Here is a 16,476-nt window from a genome sequence, read left to right as displayed (position 1 = left end):
CTTTCGCCTTGATAAGGCTCTGGATTAAACAACAAATCTACGGCCAATATGTCAAAGGAAACGGCATCAATCGTCTTATTTATTGGCATGATAACACCCACCGCTTAATTTTGCTGTAATGTTTAATAATAAAAAGGTAATTGTCGTGATGCCTGCCTACCGGGCAGCCTTGACGCTGGAACGCACTTACCGTGAAATTCCGCTCGATTTAGTCGACGATGTCATTTTAGTTGATGACGCCAGCCCCGATAATACTGTTGAGGTAGCCCGGCAGTTAGGCATTCGCCATGTGATTCGTCATGACAAGAACAAAGGATACGGCGGCAACCAGAAAACGTGTTATGCCAAGGCGTTGGAACTGGGCGGAGATATCGTTGTAATGCTTCATCCCGATTACCAATACACACCCTTACTACTGCCAGCCATCATCTCAATTATCGGAAATGGCTTGTATCCGGTCGTATTTGCCTCACGAATTTTGGGTAAGGGCGCGTTAAAGGGCGGTATGCCTATGTACAAATACATCGCAAATCGCTTCCTGACCTTCTCCCAAAATGTGCTCATGAATCAAAAACTGTCTGAGTACCACACCGGGTATCGGGCATTTTCCGGCGAAGTGCTACGCAGTCTGGACTTCACACACAACTCCGACGATTTCATTTTCGATAATGAAATGGTGGCTCAGATTTTCTTTAAAGGCTTCGAGATCGGCGAAGTCACCTGCCCTACCAAGTATTTTGAAGAAGCATCGTCAATTAACTTCAAACGCAGTTCCATTTATGGACTTGGCGTTTTACGGACGTCATTCCTGTACTTCCTGACAAAAATTGGCCTGGCCAACTGGAAAGTGTTGAAGGCTTAAATTTCTTGAAAAATAATTTTGTTTGACATAAAAGGCCCCTAGTATCAAGCTAGGGGCCTTTTATTCTTTTTTGTCATTCTTGCTGCACTGGGTGACCAGTGCTAAGACAAAACGCTACAGATGAATCGCTTCGCCGTAGGCGGCTTCGGTAGCGTCTTTAATGGCTTCTGACATCGTTGGGTGCGGGTGAACCGTTTTGAGAATTTCCTCACCCGTTGTTTCCAATTTACGGGCAGCCACAACCTCAGCAATCATTTCCGTTACGTTCGAGCCGATGAAGTGAGCGCCTAAGAACTCACCATATTTGGCATCGAAAATAACCTTAACAAAGCCTTCGGGTACACCGCCAGCTTTGGCCTTTCCTGAGGCCGAGAAGGGGAATTTACCTACTTTAAGTTCGTAACCCGCTTCACGAGCGGCTTTTTCGGTGTAGCCAACCGAGGCAATTTCTGGTGTGCAATACGTACAGCCCGGAATGTTGTTGTAGTTCAGGGGTTCGACGTGCGGCAAGCCCGCAATTTTCTCGATACAGATAATTGCTTCGGCCGAGGCTACGTGCGCCAATGCCTGCCCTTTCGTTACGTCGCCAATGGCGTAGTAACCTTCAACGTTTGTGCGGTAATAATCATCCGTTACAATCTTACCCCGATCAACCGAAATACTGAGTTCTTCCAGACCCATGTTTTCGATGTTGGCTACAACACCCGCTGCCGACAGAACAAGGTCAACGTCGAAGGTTTTTTCGCCATCCGGTGTTTTCACAAACACCTTGCAACCGCTACCGCTGGTATCAACTTTCGTTACTTCCGACTTTGTATAGATATCAATACCAAGTTTTTTGTACTGCTTAGCCAGTTCTTTCGAGATGTCTTCATCTTCAACCGGCACTACATTTGGCAGAAACTCGATGATGGTCACTTTGGTACCCATGCTAGCGTATACATAAGCAAATTCAACGCCAATGGCCCCGGAGCCAATTACCAGAAGGCTATCGGGCCGTTTTTCGAGCGACATTGCCTTACGGTACTCAATTACCTTGGTGCCATCAATGGGCACACTGGGTAGCGCACGTGCTCGGCCACCCGTTGCAATAATGATATGTTTACCTTCATATTCAGTAACCTTGCCATCAGCAGCTGTTACGGCTACTTTTTTGCCGGGTATTACTTTGCCGAAGCCATTGATAACGTCAATTTTGTTCTTCTTCATCAGGAACTGAACGCCCTTGCTCATGCTATCAGCAACGCCCCGGCTCCGTTTGATAACAGCACCAAAATCGGCTTTTGATTCGCCCGAGATGGTAATGCCATAGTCGGCAGAGTGCTTGATATACTCAAAAACCTGCGCCGATTTCAACAGGGCTTTGGTTGGGATACAACCCCAGTTCAGACAGATACCGCCGAGGCTTTCGCGCTCAATGACGGCCGTTTTCATACCCAGCTGCGACGCCCGGATAGCAGCAACATAGCCGCCCGGCCCGCTACCCACAACGATTACATCGTACTGTGAAGCCATTAGTTAATGAATGAATTATGTAGAATGAAAAATAAACTCGTCTCAAGAGGAGAACGCAAAGGTAGGCTGAAAAGTTGATACCGGCGGTAAACCCTTACCCCACCTTGTTTTGTTCTATCTTTGTGTTACGACACAGAGATACACGGAGGAGCACAAAGACTCACAGAGAAAATTAAAAGAATACCTCCGTGTTGCTTTGTGCTTCTCCGTGTATCTCTGTGTCATAATTCATTATTTTCAAACAAGTACGACAAGTTCATGACAACCGACCAGTTGACCGACTTGAGAGCCAGAGTAGAGGCTTTGAGGGGGTATCTTTGACTACGATAACAAGAAAGAACAACTAGCTGAACTCGAACAGCAAACATTTCAGCCCGAATTCTGGACCGACGCAGCCCGGGCCGAAGGGGTAATGAAACAAGTTCGAGGTTTAAAAGGCTGGACTACAGGTTACGAAAAATTAAACAGCCAGTTTGGTGACCTTGAAACATTATACGAGTTCTACGAAGCGGGTGACGTATCCGAAGAAGAAGTAGACCAGGAAGGTGCTAAAGTTTCGGTAACACTTGAAGAACTGGAACTTAAGAAAATGCTGGGTAATGAAGAGGATCAGCTTAGCGCGGTTCTCGAAATAAACGCCGGAGCCGGTGGTACCGAAAGCCAGGATTGGGCCGATATGCTCTACCGCATGTATATGCGCTGGGCCGAAAAACATGGATATGGCCTGAAACAGGTCGATTATCAGCATGGCGATACGGCGGGTATCAAATCGGCGACGATTGAAATAGATGGCCCATTGGCCTACGGATACCTGAAATCGGAGAATGGCGTTCACCGATTGGTTCGTATTTCGCCTTTCGACTCCAATGCGCGTCGGCATACGTCTTTTGCTTCGGTATATGCCTATCCTTTAATTGACGATACCATTAATATTGAGGTCAATCCAGCCGATATTGACTGGGATACGTTCCGTTCGGGGGGGGCGGGTGGCCAGAATGTGAACAAAGTGGAAACGGCAGTTCGGTTAAAACACAAGCCATCGGGCCTTATTATCGAATGTCAGCAGGAACGCAGCCAGTTGCAAAATAAGGAGGTAGCTATTCGGCTTCTGAAATCAAAGCTTTACGAAATTGAGGTTCAGAAACGGAATGCGGCTCGCGCTGAGGTAGAAGCCAGCAAGCAGAAAATCGAGTGGGGTTCCCAAATCCGCTCTTATGTGCTCGACGACCGACGTGTGAAAGATCACCGAACGGGCTACCAAACATCGAATACGGATGCTGTACTGGATGGCGACATTGACCCGTTTATCAAGGCGTTTTTGCTGGAACAGGAGTAGTCAGAACCGCACAGGCGGCCCTGCGGGATTTTCGCAAGATTTGAAGGATTAAACAAGATTATCCATTACAAACAAATAACTCGTTTTTTAGGCTTTTAGGCAAGATGGGCTTTTACATAAGCGTACTGTTTCCTCAAATTTTTTTTGCCATATCGGCAATCTTGTTTAATCCTTCAAATCTTGTGAAAATCCCGCAAGGCCGCTTGCCGGTCTCCTTTCTATCCCTCGGTGATTCGTACACCATCGGCGAAAGCGTTGATGAAACGGACCGCTGGAGCGTTCAACTGGCGGGAATGCTGCGTAAAAACGGGGTGGACATGGCCAATCCAGATATTATTGCTCGCACGGGCTGGACTACGGCTGAATTACAGGATGCCATTAAAGCTACTGGCAATCAGAAAACGTACAGTCTGGTTTCTTTGTTGATTGGCGTCAATAATCAGTATCGAGCTCAGGATCAGGCACGTTATCGAACAGAGTTTCGGAAACTGCTGCAAACTGCTACTAAATTAGCCGGAGGTAATGGAACACATGTCCTTGTACTTTCCATTCCCGATTGGGGTACTTCTCCTTTTGCGGCTGATCGTGACAAAGTCAAGATTGGCAGCGAGATCGATCAGTTTAATAGTATCGCGAAGGAAGAATGCCAGAAAGTTGGCATCGCCTTTGTCGACATCACACCCATCAGCCGCTTGGCTGCTGGCGATCCGGGCCAGTTTGCTTCCGATGGCCTTCACTATTCGGGCAGGCAGATGAAAAAATGGGCCGAAAAAGCATTACCCGTGGCGAAAGAATTGTTGGAAAAGTAAGTTAGACTAAAGCGGATTTCTCTGGCTTATCAAACTTCTGTTTGTAATAGCGAACAGTTCGCCCGATTATCATACCCCCAATGATACTCGGTGCAATCCAGCCTGCGGTTGCGATCCAGTCAGGTGCATTTGTAGGGACAATGCGGCCGATGTTCGTTACCAAAGCCGCTGTGAATGTGGCAATATAGGAGCCCCCCATACGTGTAAAATGCTGAAAAAACCAATGCATTTTCTCGACCGGATGATTGATTAGCTGGAAATCTTTCCGGGCAAAAATAAAAGTCAATACCCCAAAGAATGAAAAAACAATCGGGAAGAATGAGGTGCCATTCAAGGCCATCAGGTATATACCAAAACCCACCATCAGCACACTTACCGCCAATGTAATATAGGTTAGTATCCTATCTGCCTGCGCGGGCCCTGACTTTTTTTGTTTTGTAGCCCGCCAGCCGGTCATACTCAGGTAAAAACTAAAAATGGCAATACCTGTCAGGAATATGCGCATCATTTTGAGTGGTTGCAGCACGCATAACAACAGCGCCGACACAGCCACTACAATCATACAGTATACATAAATAAGACCAGCTCGATTGTGCAGACGGCTCCCCTTTCTAGAGAACATCGGAATCAGACCAGCCAGCAAAGCAGTACAGCCAGTGGCAATATGAATAATCAGGAGGGAGATAATAATCGTTTTCATGGCCGTTGCCGGGTTTGTTTTCGTTGAGACAAACCTACGGCAACGTGTTGAAAAGCAGGAACTAAAAGGGGTATCCAGAACCTTTTGGGGCGTTTGGTAAGCGTCAATACCCTTTGGGACGAATGGCGGGACGTTTCACAAAGCCTTTAGTTCGGCAATCAGCGTCTCGTTATACTGCCGGGCTACTGGCACCGCGAACTGGCCGGAAAATAAGTGAAGTTTATAGCCCTGTGCATTGCCGGTGACACGCTCCACGCGGTCGAGATTGACAACATACGAGCGGTGGCACCGTACAATGTGTGGTCGACCAATTTGTTTTTCCAGTCGACTCAAACTACTCCTTAGAAGCGGCTTCGTAACCTGAGTATTTTTCAAATGAACGACAGTACAGTAGTTATCACTCGATTCGATATAGAGTAAAGCATCTGTCGATAAAGAGAGCGTATCCTTTTCATTTTCGGCAACGAGTGTCACCGTCGTATCGGCAGATTGTTTCAGGTTTTCAGATAGTGCGTCTGTCGGCGAAGCGATTTCGGCAGAATGGGAATGAATAGGTATGGCTGCGGCTGCGTTACTATATTTCTTCAGCTGGGTAATATAATTGGCCAAAATCATGCCAATGACAGGAAAAATGCCAACAACGAACGTAACGATAATCATACCGGACCAGCTCATTTCACTACTATCTGTCGACCCCAGCAGCCAGCCTAAATAGAGTCGATTTGCCACCGCAATCAACAGAATATTTGCCATTACAGCCACCATATCACGCCCAACCGTCCAGCGATCTTCAGCAAAAAGAGCCGGGAATAGTAGTCGTAACAGAACGAAATTAACAGCTGTGACCAGAAATGTTACCAGTCCAAAGCCCAGTATTTTGATTGCTTTATAAGAGGTCTCCCAGAGATTCAGACCAAACGGTTGAAATACCAGCAAAAAAAGGCCAACGAATAAGCCAATCACAGCCGCCTTACTCAACTGCCGCAAGGGGGAATCGTCTATGGGATAAGGTTGATTGAGTAGTCGGAACATAGCGCGTAGACACTAGTGGAAAGTCCGTTATACACCCATTAAAATAACCGCCATCCGGCAATCTGATCAAAAAAACTGGGCAGAATTTCCGGATACACAACAATCATAAAAAGAACGCCAAATAAGGCACCATAGAAGTGAGCATCGTGATTGACATTTCCCGCCCCCCGCTTCGATTCATAATAGGAATAAGCCAGATATAATCCCCCAAAGATGAAGCCGGGAATGCCAATTGGAATAAAATACAAGTAAATTGGCGTTAAAGGCCGGAACAGAATAGCCGCGAAAATAATGGCCGATACGCCCCCCGACGCACCCAGCGAGTTGTAGCCGGGATCGTTCCGATGCTTCAGGAAACTTGGAATATCAGAAACCAGAATAGCTACTAAATAAAAGCCAACCAGAAACAAAGGTGCATTACCAGCGAACAGCATACCAAACACCTGTTCGATGAACCCACCAAAGAAATACAGGCTGAGCATGTTGAAGAATAGATGCCCCCAGTCGGCATGCAGGAATCCTGATGTTATCAGCCGGTAATATTGCCCGCGACTAGCCACCTGATATGGATTCATAATCCAAGAATTCATCAGGTTGTAGTTGTTCCAGGCCGCCACACTAATAACAACCGTGACAACAATAATGATAAGAGTAATACTCATGGTTTAATAAAATAGCGAATGTATGATATAGGATATATGGTATAGAATATAGCCTGTATTGCTCTCGCGTCAGCCATATTCTACATCATATATATCTCTATTTAGCTTTCACGTTCGACTAATTGTCGGGCGAATTGAATAAGTAACGATTTACGATCAGGATCGGCATTGACCTGATCGAAATTAGCAAATCCAAGTGCGAAATACTCATTGATACGGGTTTCGGTAAGCTGCCGAATTCCTAACTGGTCGTAAATGGCCGTTACTGCCTTTACCTTTTCCTGTTTATTAAAATCGGTTCGGGTGAGCCAGCTAATTAATTCGTCCCGGATAGTGCCTTTTGCCTGGGCCAGTGCTTCAATAAGCAGAAAGGTTTTTTTATTAGCAATAATGTCTCCACCAACCTGCTTACCAAATTTGGCCGGGTCTCCATACACATCCAGAAGATCATCTTTTAACTGAAAGCCTATACCAATGTTCATGCCTCCATCATACAAATGCCGGGTAGTCTCTTCATCGGCCCCGCCAATCAAGCCGCCCAATTCAAGTGCATAGCCGAGCAAGACCGATGTTTTAAGACGAATCATATCAATGTATTCCGCTTCCGAAACATCCCAGCGAGTCTCGAAATTCATATCCATCTGCTGCCCTTCACACACTTCAGCCGCTGTGCGGCTAAATCGGGCCAGGGCAGTAGCCAGCTTGGTAGCTTCTATATGTAGCAGGAGTTGATAGGCATTCACGAGCATCACATCGCCCGATAAGATAGCCACATTGCCGTTCCATTTTTCGTGTACGGTTGGTTGGCCTCGGCGAAGGGGTGCCTGATCCATAATATCGTCGTGCATGAGCGTGAAGTTGTGAAAAACTTCAACGCCCAGAGCCGGGCGAATCGCTTTTTGCCAATCGTCGGTGAAGAGATAGGCCCCCATCAATGTCAGGAGCGGGCGCATACGCTTACCCCCCAAATTCATAATATACTTAATTGGATCGTAAAGCTCGGGCGGTTCCTGCCCGTATTCTATAGACTGAAGTTCGTTTTGAAGAGCATCAATAAAAATAGCTGGACTCATTCGATAAGGAGCGGGTTTTAGCTCAAAAATACGGTAAAAGCCCTCAAAAGCCTAACGGGGAAAACTCCGGCGATAATTCCGTTGTACGTATGTCCTGACAATGAAGATAAGGCGCACCGACAACACAAAATACCCATCGCGCCGATTGCTGTTGCCGCGTTGCGCCCCCGTTGCATTAGGTATTGTTCCCAGTTCAAGACGACGGTCTGACAGGGCCGCTGCGAAGACATCCAGTTTACTCCGGTCAGGATATACGGTACTTACATCGTCCAGATAATCACTCAACACATGGGTATATGCCGCTTCCAGATTCCACTTAAACCGCTCCGTAGCAACAATGGGAACACCCAATCCATAGCGAATAATGACGGGTAACCGATTGTAATCGACTCCTTCGGTATGTAGAGGGGCCAAACTAACATAGCTACCGGCAAATGTGGCTCTGGGCGTCATATATGTGAGGCCAGCTCCCAACAATGCATATGGAATGATGACATGATTTTTGTCGTTTTCTTGCCAGAAATCCCACTGAATACCAGCCCAAATGTCTGGATTTACGCTATAAAACGAGAGGTTATTATAGGCAAGATGGGTGCTTTTTTGCGAGCCCCGAATGAAATAGACCTGTCCTTCGAGCCGGAATGTGAGTTGGGGCGAATAGCGATAAGCAATTGCTCCGTTTATAGCTGCACCCAGCCGCAAATGCCCAAGATTACCGGCCTCGGTCAAATCACCCGTATAATAGGTAGTTCCTATCCCGGCGTTCAGTAGCAGAGTACCTGATTTCTCCCGCCATATGTCAGAACGCTGCGACTGGGATTGTGATTCACGAGAATAAACTAAACAGGTTAGCAGAAGAAAAAAACGCCACAGAAAACTCACAAACGTAGTTCATTAGAATACGTTTATGTGACGCATTTAACAACAAAAGGTAACTACTATACTTTTTTATAGCTCACCAATATCTTCATTCCAAAGCGTTGGCTTTTCGGCAATGAATTGATTCATCATGTCAACACATTCGGGAAGGTCAAGGTCAATTACCTCTACGCCGTGTTGTTCCATGAATTCCCTTGCCCCCGAAAACGTCCGGGATTCACCAACGATGACCTTCGGAATTTTAAACTGGACAATTGTTCCGGCACACATGTAACAAGGCATCAGCGTGGAGTAGATAACCGTGTCGCGAAACGAGCCAACCCGCCCGGCGTTGTTCAGACAGTCCATTTCGCCATGCAGAATGGGATTGTTTTCCTGCACCCGTTTATTATGACCTGATGCCACTAATTCGCCGTTTTTAATCAGGGCAGACCCAATAGGGATACCTCCTTCACGTAAACTCTTTCGGGCCTGACGAATGGCCTCCTGCATAAATTCATCCATGTTGTTTCTGTTTATAATACTTGGTGTATAGTGGGCTGACGCATACGTGATGCTTTCGCGTCAGCCCACTATACACCAAATACCGAATACTATAATAATTTCATTGTTTCGTAATCACCAACGTGTTGCAGGTACAGAAAATGGAGCAATAAGCCATTGACATTTGTAATCAATTTATGGGCTTCGGGCAGGGTAGCTACCACGCTCGTGATCCGCTCAAACTCCGCCTGATTACCCATGTTTTTCAGGTGAAACGCCATAATATCGGCACGGCTCATTTCTTTCTCGACATAAAAAAAGTGCATGCCTTCGTCGCTGGTTCCCGTACTTGGATGCCACACGTGCGGATTGAGTTTAGTTAACTCACTAGCCTGCACGATCAGGCCAATTTCCTCTTCCAGCTCACGGGCTGCAACCTCGTCGGGGGCATCGCTCGCATCGACCATGCCCGCCGGGTGTTCATAGGTTTGTGAGCCATCGGCAATGCGCCGTTGCTTCACCAAAACCACAAATTTTTGCCGCGTTTCTTTATCCAGTAAACACACCAGCATCGAAACGGCATGACCTTTCAGGAAGAGGGCGGGAGGAATTTTGTCTCCTTCGGGCGTATCGGCATCGACTTCGAGCATGGCAAACAATATTTCACCATTATGCCGACGCCGAATATAAAACTCTTTTATATCATTAATTTTCAAGCCATTGGCTTCTGCCTGACTTTTCCAGTACCGAAACTTAGGGGCTTCTTCAAGCGATTCGTTGTGATGACTCATAGATCAATTATACAAAGCAAAACGTCTTTAACCTGAAAACGATGGTCAGGTTAAAGACGTAACGATGGATTTACCAGATTGGTTATCCTGTTTGATTTAATTCATTTTTAGCTTGAAACTGCCGTTCGAGATAACAATCTGGTCTTGTTTATCCTGTTTTTTGTAGCCGTTTCCTTCGGGGTCAATGTCGGAGTCGTAGCCAGATGTTTTGGTAATAGCTTTATCCTCCATCTTGTTTATGAGTCGACCCATACCCCCAAAAACGGTTGCCGTTGCCTTTTCTTTCCAGTAACTCCCTACCAGAGTGCCATGAAAAGTCGCTTCCAGAAAACCATCGGCACCCATTTTTACCTCAATGGTTTCATCAGCGTTCTGCGATTTACCAACGTGATACTCCATGCGGGGCTCTTTGGTTTCCTCAACATATTTAATTGCAGCGAAGCCTTTATACTTGGTCAGGTCTTCAATTTTCTTCCGGTTTTCTTTCGTATCAGGCTTATCGGCGTCAACAATTAGATATGTTCCGGTTTCGAGAATATCCCGTTTGTCATAAGCGCCCAGCCATACTCTGAGTGATTTATCGGGCTTAACCGTATTGGCCGTTATCCACCAGAAATTACCGATCCTGACCCGGCGGGGCTGTGTGGTAAACTCCTTACCGTCAATCTGCGCTTTCAGCGTATTGCTGTTGGCAATTTGCCCAAATGTATTGGTTACGGTAACGAACAATAGAGCGAGTATAAAATGATGTCTGTTCATTGGATTGAGTTATTCTGTTTCGTGACAGACAAATAAACCCAATCCAATGATCGACAAATCGTTTCTTTTAGTATCCGGCAAATTTTTACTGCGCTCGCAGTCAGGTGCTCTATTTTTGCGTTAATGCCTGTGCTTCAGCACCCACATATCGCTCAAAAAACTCATAAATACGCAGCAAGCGATCAATACGCTGCCGAACATTACCCGTACGGCTCAACTCGTGGGTAGCACCGGGCATGCGGACATACTCAACCGGGCGACCCATAATTTTGAGACTCTTGTACATCATTTCGCTCTGAATCGGCCCCGTACGAAGGTCATTTTCGCCATGCTTAATTAACAAGGGGGTTCTGATATTCTGAACAAAGGTATAAGGTGAGTTAGCATCCAATACTTTAGCATCGGCGGCCCAGGGATAAGCAAAATAATTAGGAATTAACCGCCAGGCATTGCCCTCGCCCAGAAAGGTGGTGAGGTCATAAACCCCCCGTTGCGCAAAGGCCGCTTTGAATCGGTTGTCATGCCCAACGATCCACGCGGTTAAATAACCGGCATAAGAACCGCCTGTAATTACCTGCCGACTGGTGTCGACCCAATTCTCTTTGGCGGCATCGGTAACGGCAGCCAGCACGTCTTCCGTTGGGCCAGTTCCCCAATCTTTAATATTGGCGCGTTGGAAATTGAGCCCGTAGCCACCCGAGCCGCGTGGGTTTGCATAGACGACGCCATACCCCTGCGAACACATGTACTGAAACTCATGCCACATCGACGATTCACCCGGCCCCCACATAGCCGTTGGTCCACCGTGCATATTCAGGAGAAGCGGGTATTTTTTATTGGCGTCAAAAAACGCGGGCTTCATAATCCAATAGTCAACCGTTTGGCCCAACGAGTTTTTGTACGTCCGCTTTTCAGGTTGGCTTAGTTGACGTTGCGCCACCCAATCATTGTGATTACTTAGTTTGGTCTGCGCTTTGGCGGTAGCATCGGTCAGGTACAGTTCCGATGGATTTGCCACTTCAGTTTTCGCCAGTACAACCCGATTGCCATTTACATCGAAGCTGGTAACGCCCGCCGTGAAATCCGTCAATTGCGTAACCTGCCGCGTGGCGGGGTCAAGCCGATACAGCGGAGAGCCCCCATTAGCAGAAGCTGTAAAGTAAATTGCATAGCCTGTTGTTCCTTTTTTACCCTTTGCCGCAGCCGGGGCAGTTGACCAGTTCAGCCCGTTAGGCGCCCGGTCGAAGGTGACGAGTTCAATCTTCGAAACGCTGGAGCCATTCAGATCAGCAAGGCCAATTTGAGCGAAATTGACACCTTCCGATGGGCTAACCAGAAAGGCTAATTGCTTGCCATCGGGCGAAACTTCGGGGGCGCGGTAACTTTTCCCAGCTTCGGACAGTATCGCTTTTCGAGTGCCTGACCCATCGGCAGAAATGTAAACGATTATATTATCCTGCTCGCGGTCAGGGTGTTTGAGCGAATCTCGATCGGTTACGGCCAGAAGCCCTTCGCCATTCGGGAGCCAGTTCGTGCCCTGATACGAATAGAATCCGCGCGTCAGGGCTTTAGGCGTGGCACCTTCTTTCACGTCCACCACATAGAGGTGTGTAAAGTTCATATCGGGCTCGGTAGTCGATTCACCCTGAAAGTTTAAGCGATTGAAAACTTTGGCTTTTTTATCCTCAACGTCTTTTTCGAGATAAGCCCGGACTTCGGCCAGCGACCCATCAGGGTTTGGCTTGATCTTTTTATCGCTTTTGATAAAGTTGTTACTGGAAAAACCGGGCTTTTCGAGCGACCAGAGCGGACCCATTTTGCCGGGGTTCACCAGCGAATCGGTGAGCATTTGCGCCATTGTCAGGCCCGCCGAAAACGCAATACGCTTGCCATCGGGCGACCAGCTTGGTGATGAGACTCCGTAAGTCCCGTTCGTTAGCTGCCAAGCCTCTCCCCCATCCAGCGACATGACGAAAATTTGCCCTTTCCCTTTTACCGTCCGAACAAAAGCGATTCGTTGTCCATCGGGCGACCAAACCGCCTGTCTTGCCGACTCGGGGCCACGGGTTAAGGCTTTGCCGTCGCCGGGTTTTAGGCCAGTCAAATAGATGTGTGTTTTGTACTCGTACTCTTCTTTCTGGTCAGGATTGGGTTCAATGGTCGCGAGGGCGTAAATAGCCCGTTGCCCATCGGGCGCTAATTCGATACCGCCCACCTGTTTGATACGGGTTAAGTCCGTAACGGTAACTTTGGCTTTTGGCTGTGCATATACCGCCTGCGCCGTAATAGCAATCAGCAGTAAGAATTTTGCTCTCATGAAGTGTAGGTTGTATGTAGTTATAATTAAGCTAAAAGGGGAAGATATCGCTCTTTAAGAATGTTGGCGTGATGGGTTGCGTGGCCAACCAGCACGAAGCCAAGGGCTATTACCGAGATTTTCTGTTCAGAACAGGTGCCACTTCTTAATAACATCTCGTTGTCAAAACTGGTAAACAACGCAATACTTGCCTTTCTGACAATAGCATACTCATCATATAAATCAGAAATTGTTCGGTGTGAAGCGTTCGCAAATTCACCAAATGACTCCTCGTCAAAACCCGGCAAAGGCGTCTGGTCATTTCGGGATAAACGCATAGCCCGATAGCTCATAATTCGCTCGGTGTCAATGATATGTTGTACGATATCTTTCGCCGTCCATTTACCCGGCGCATAACGAAGATCGCCCAGTGCTTCGAGCGTTTGGAGAGGAATGAGGGTTTCGAAAGACGCATTCTGGGTAAGAGCGTCGAGAAGTAACCAGTCGTTACCGGCCAGATTGATGTACCGATCGAAGAACTTCGGCATTACCGGAATATCCGATTTAGTCATAGGAATTGAACAAAGATTAAACAGATCGAGCAGATTTTAATGGATCAAATTAGCAATTTAAATCCGTTAAAATCTGCTCGATCTGTTTAATCCGCCTACCTATCCCTTATTTTTTTGCTGGTTTTGGTTTTACAACGGCTGGCGAACCTGTTAATTCGGTTATCAATCGGTCGGCTTTGTAGATGTAGCGCATAGCCGCTATGATGCCGCCCGTATGAACCGAAATCGTCCGGTTGGCATCGGGCACGAAAATGAATTCGCCGGGTAAGCTTTCCATATTGCCATCGAATGCCAGGCCAACCGCTTCGAGGTTTTTATTGATCATGGGGCTACCCGAATTACCGCCGATAATGTCGTTCGTGGAGATAAAACACATAGGCTGCTTTAACAACTCCATCGGTGGGTTTTTCCAGCGGGCGGGCAAATTCCAGGGAGCCTTATCAGCAAACGAGTAATTTCGGTCGTACAAACCAGCAAAGGTGGTCAGGATTGGGGCTTTTGTACCGTTATAATTGTAGGATTGCACAACGCCATCGTTAATTCGTAAGGAAAACGTAGCGTCGGGCGGCACGGCTGTTCCATACACCGTATACAGCATCCGACCTAATTGCCCACGCAACACTTCCTGCTTTTGGGTAATTTGCCGCGCCTGCCGACCTGCCGCCACATAACGGGGAAAGCCAATACGGGCTAAAACCAGCATCGGATCTTTTGATGAGGCAGCCGCATTAGGTCGGGTTGCCAAATCGCTCACAAAAGCGGGATCGTTCAATTTGGTGTTTTTCAGCAAATAAGCTGCCGTTTCTTTTGGACTTCGCAGCTTGCCATCCGCACCGGTCAAAGCCGCTTTGACATAAGGGTCATCGTTGCCCAGAGCGGTCTGCGCTTCAGACAGATGAGCTTCCAGATAGGCTTCTTCCAGCGCCCGGTTTTTGACCACCGGGGTTTCCAGCAACGAGCGCGCCCGTTCGGCATCCTGCGGACGGGAGGCCAGCAATTCACTATACTGACTGACAACGTTGGCGAACGTCAATAACTCACCCATCGTTCGCTCGCTGGGCGCCAGGTAGTTCGCATCTCTAAAAATAGCCCGCAACTGAGCAGTATTTGCGGCAATATCGTCCCAGGTATTCAACTGGTCAGCAGGCAGGTTTTTTACTCTTGCTGCGGCTTTAAATTGATCCTCAAATGCAGCTTTACGAGCTAGTAAGCTAGCATCACGCAGACCCTCAAGCTGTCCACCATAAGCTTTCAGACTGTTCTCATAGCTAAAAATTTCATTCAGAACGCTGTCGCTTTTCGCCGTTTCGTTGTAAGTCTGCAAGGCAGCCGAGCGATTTCGCAGAAGTTGGATGGTAGCGGGCGTTTGCAAATCACGATCAAATTCAAGTTCGGCAACAGTCTTAAGTCGTTCGGTATGGCCCGGGTTGCCGATCACAAAAATCGGCTCGCCATCTCGAACGCCATTTATATTAAATTTAAAAAAGTGGCTTGTCTTTAGCGGCTTGCCATTATCATACACCCTAAAAAATGAACAGTCCAGCGCATAACGGGGATACGTAAAGTTGTCATAATCACCCCCAAAAAAGCCAAGCTGCAACTCCGGCATAAATACCAGCCGTACATCTGTATACCGTTTAAAGCCATAGAGCGCATACCGGCCGCCGTTATAAAACGTGATCGTTTGCAGTTCCAGCCCTTTCCAGCCTTCCTTGGTACTGTATTCCTGCTTTACGGTTTCAAACGCCTGTTCACGCGCCTGAAGCTGGGCCTGTTCTGAGCGGGTTGCCGCCCCATCAGCACCACTCATAGCGTCTTGAATTTGCTTGGTAATGTCTTCGATCTTCACGAGTTGATCCACAAACAAGCCATCCACCTTACGCTCTTCGGCGGGTGTTTTAGCGAAGAATCCAGTAGCGTTCAGGTCCTCGCCCTGCCGTGTCACCCCCGTTCCCGATTCGCGGGCGCAATGATGATTCGTCATCACAAGCCCATTGGCCGATACAAACGAGGCCGAGCAATAATCGGCAAATCGGAGTGAGGCTAACCGCGCTTCGTCAAACCATTTTTCGTCGGCAGTAAACTTGTATGTTTTTTGAAAAAAGGCAGATGGTGGATTATCGAACGTCCACATCTTACCCAGATCAAGCGGGCCACCTTTTGTGGTGTCAGCCGGTTGTGCTGAAACGGAGCCAGCCAGTATTGCCAAACAAATGCTTGCCAATACAGCCGAACGGATTTTTTTATAATACATAGGTTGAATAAAGACAGTGTGCTCTCTAGTAAAACGTGAATTTACCCTAAACGTTTTACTTAAATGACCGTTGAATGGACGCCAGCGCAAGCAAATCACACGATTTTAACGAAAGGTTAATGCCTGCAATTAATCTATTTAAATCCTAGACTATCTAACCTTTAAATTGAAAAAACATAACCAGTTATGATAGCTATGAAAACGTCAAAATTGCTTGGATTCTTAATAGCCCTGCTAATGATCGTATCCGTATCCAGTTGTGGGCCAACGTATTATAACACCAGAAATGCGGGATACTCTACCCGTCGTCATGCCGGCCCACCACCAAGGCCCTACGGCGGCCGTCGTGGATATGATCACGCCTATGACCATGGGTATCACCGTGGCTGGTAATTAAGTTAGTAAATAAGGAAAGCGCCTTCTTAGCAAGTTGGCGCTTTTTTTGTTGGATCA

At 47.3% G+C, this 16,476-nt stretch carries 15 protein-coding genes; 3 read left to right on the top strand and 12 right to left on the bottom strand.

Going from position 1 to position 16,476, the window contains the following annotated elements:
- Nucleotides 1-118 precede the first annotated feature (118 nt).
- Nucleotides 119-862 (top strand): glycosyltransferase family 2 protein, encoded by a 744-nt coding sequence (locus CWM47_RS15640; protein WP_100989079.1) that lies wholly within the window; start codon nt 119-121, stop codon nt 860-862.
- A gap of 114 nt (nt 863-976) precedes the next feature.
- Here the strand turns inward: CWM47_RS15640 and lpdA are convergent, their stop codons facing one another.
- Nucleotides 977-2,377: a dihydrolipoyl dehydrogenase gene (gene lpdA, locus CWM47_RS15635; RefSeq protein WP_100989077.1), complete on the bottom strand. Its 1,401-nt coding sequence runs from the start codon at nt 2,375-2,377 to the stop codon at nt 977-979.
- Between the two features lie 258 nt (nt 2,378-2,635).
- Here lpdA and prfB point away from each other — a divergent pair.
- Together prfB and CWM47_RS15625 are read left to right on the top strand one after the other, a co-directional pair.
- Nucleotides 2,636-3,713, top strand: a protein-coding gene (prfB, locus tag CWM47_RS15630) for a peptide chain release factor 2 (RefSeq protein WP_157815974.1) whose coding sequence is annotated in 2 segments (ribosomal slippage) — nt 2,636-2,695 and nt 2,697-3,713 — 1,077 coding nt in all. Because the reading frame shifts where the segments join, the coding sequence is not laid out codon by codon here.
- A gap of 182 nt (nt 3,714-3,895) precedes the next feature.
- Nucleotides 3,896-4,522: an SGNH/GDSL hydrolase family protein gene (locus CWM47_RS15625; RefSeq protein ID WP_240625917.1), complete on the top strand. Its 627-nt coding sequence runs from the start codon at nt 3,896-3,898 to the stop codon at nt 4,520-4,522.
- 1 nt (nt 4,523) lies between these two features.
- On the opposite strand, the gene CWM47_RS15620 is transcribed toward CWM47_RS15625, so the two are convergent.
- The 11 genes from CWM47_RS15620 to CWM47_RS15570 form a co-directional block, all read right to left on the bottom strand.
- Nucleotides 4,524-5,222, bottom strand: coding sequence for a DUF2306 domain-containing protein (locus CWM47_RS15620; protein ID WP_100989072.1), 699 nt, complete (start codon nt 5,220-5,222; stop codon nt 4,524-4,526).
- A gap of 135 nt (nt 5,223-5,357) precedes the next feature.
- Nucleotides 5,358-6,254, bottom strand: coding sequence for a LytTR family DNA-binding domain-containing protein (locus CWM47_RS15615; RefSeq protein WP_100989071.1), 897 nt, complete (start codon nt 6,252-6,254; stop codon nt 5,358-5,360).
- 38 nt (nt 6,255-6,292) lie between these two features.
- On the bottom strand, nt 6,293-6,916 hold the full coding sequence (locus tag CWM47_RS15610) for a rhomboid family intramembrane serine protease (RefSeq protein WP_100989069.1): 624 nt from the start codon (nt 6,914-6,916) through the stop codon (nt 6,293-6,295).
- A gap of 101 nt (nt 6,917-7,017) precedes the next feature.
- Complete coding sequence (locus tag CWM47_RS15605) at nt 7,018-7,989, bottom strand: polyprenyl synthetase family protein (protein ID WP_100989067.1); 972 nt, start codon at nt 7,987-7,989, stop codon at nt 7,018-7,020.
- 51 nt (nt 7,990-8,040) lie between these two features.
- Complete coding sequence (locus CWM47_RS15600; RefSeq protein ID WP_240625916.1) at nt 8,041-8,871, bottom strand: hypothetical protein; 831 nt, start codon at nt 8,869-8,871, stop codon at nt 8,041-8,043.
- Between the two features lie 66 nt (nt 8,872-8,937).
- A complete protein-coding gene (locus tag CWM47_RS15595; protein WP_100989066.1) occupies nt 8,938-9,372 on the bottom strand; it encodes a nucleoside deaminase in 435 nt (144 codons plus the stop codon).
- Between the two features lie 89 nt (nt 9,373-9,461).
- Nucleotides 9,462-10,142, bottom strand: coding sequence for an NUDIX hydrolase (locus CWM47_RS15590; protein WP_100989063.1), 681 nt, complete (start codon nt 10,140-10,142; stop codon nt 9,462-9,464).
- 96 nt (nt 10,143-10,238) lie between these two features.
- Nucleotides 10,239-10,901 carry a hypothetical protein gene (locus tag CWM47_RS15585; protein ID WP_100989061.1) on the bottom strand — a complete coding sequence of 221 codons (663 nt, stop codon included), beginning with the start codon at nt 10,899-10,901 and terminating at the stop codon, nt 10,239-10,241.
- Nucleotides 10,902-11,010: 109 nt separating this feature from the next.
- Nucleotides 11,011-13,218 (bottom strand): S9 family peptidase, encoded by a 2,208-nt coding sequence (locus tag CWM47_RS15580; protein ID WP_100989059.1) that lies wholly within the window; start codon nt 13,216-13,218, stop codon nt 11,011-11,013.
- Between the two features lie 26 nt (nt 13,219-13,244).
- Entirely contained in the window at nt 13,245-13,769 is a 525-nt protein-coding gene (locus CWM47_RS15575) for a DinB family protein (RefSeq protein WP_100989057.1), read from the bottom strand.
- A 106-nt stretch (nt 13,770-13,875) separates the two neighbouring features.
- Nucleotides 13,876-16,023 carry a S46 family peptidase gene (locus CWM47_RS15570; protein WP_100989054.1) on the bottom strand — a complete coding sequence of 716 codons (2,148 nt, stop codon included), beginning with the start codon at nt 16,021-16,023 and terminating at the stop codon, nt 13,876-13,878.
- Nucleotides 16,024-16,476: the final 453 nt, after the last annotated feature.

The organism is Spirosoma pollinicola (assembly GCF_002831565.1).
GTDB lineage: Bacteria > Bacteroidota > Bacteroidia > Cytophagales > Spirosomataceae > Spirosoma > Spirosoma pollinicola.
The sequence above is the reverse complement of the archived record's forward strand: the minus strand, read 5'-3'. Positions and strand labels throughout refer to the sequence as shown.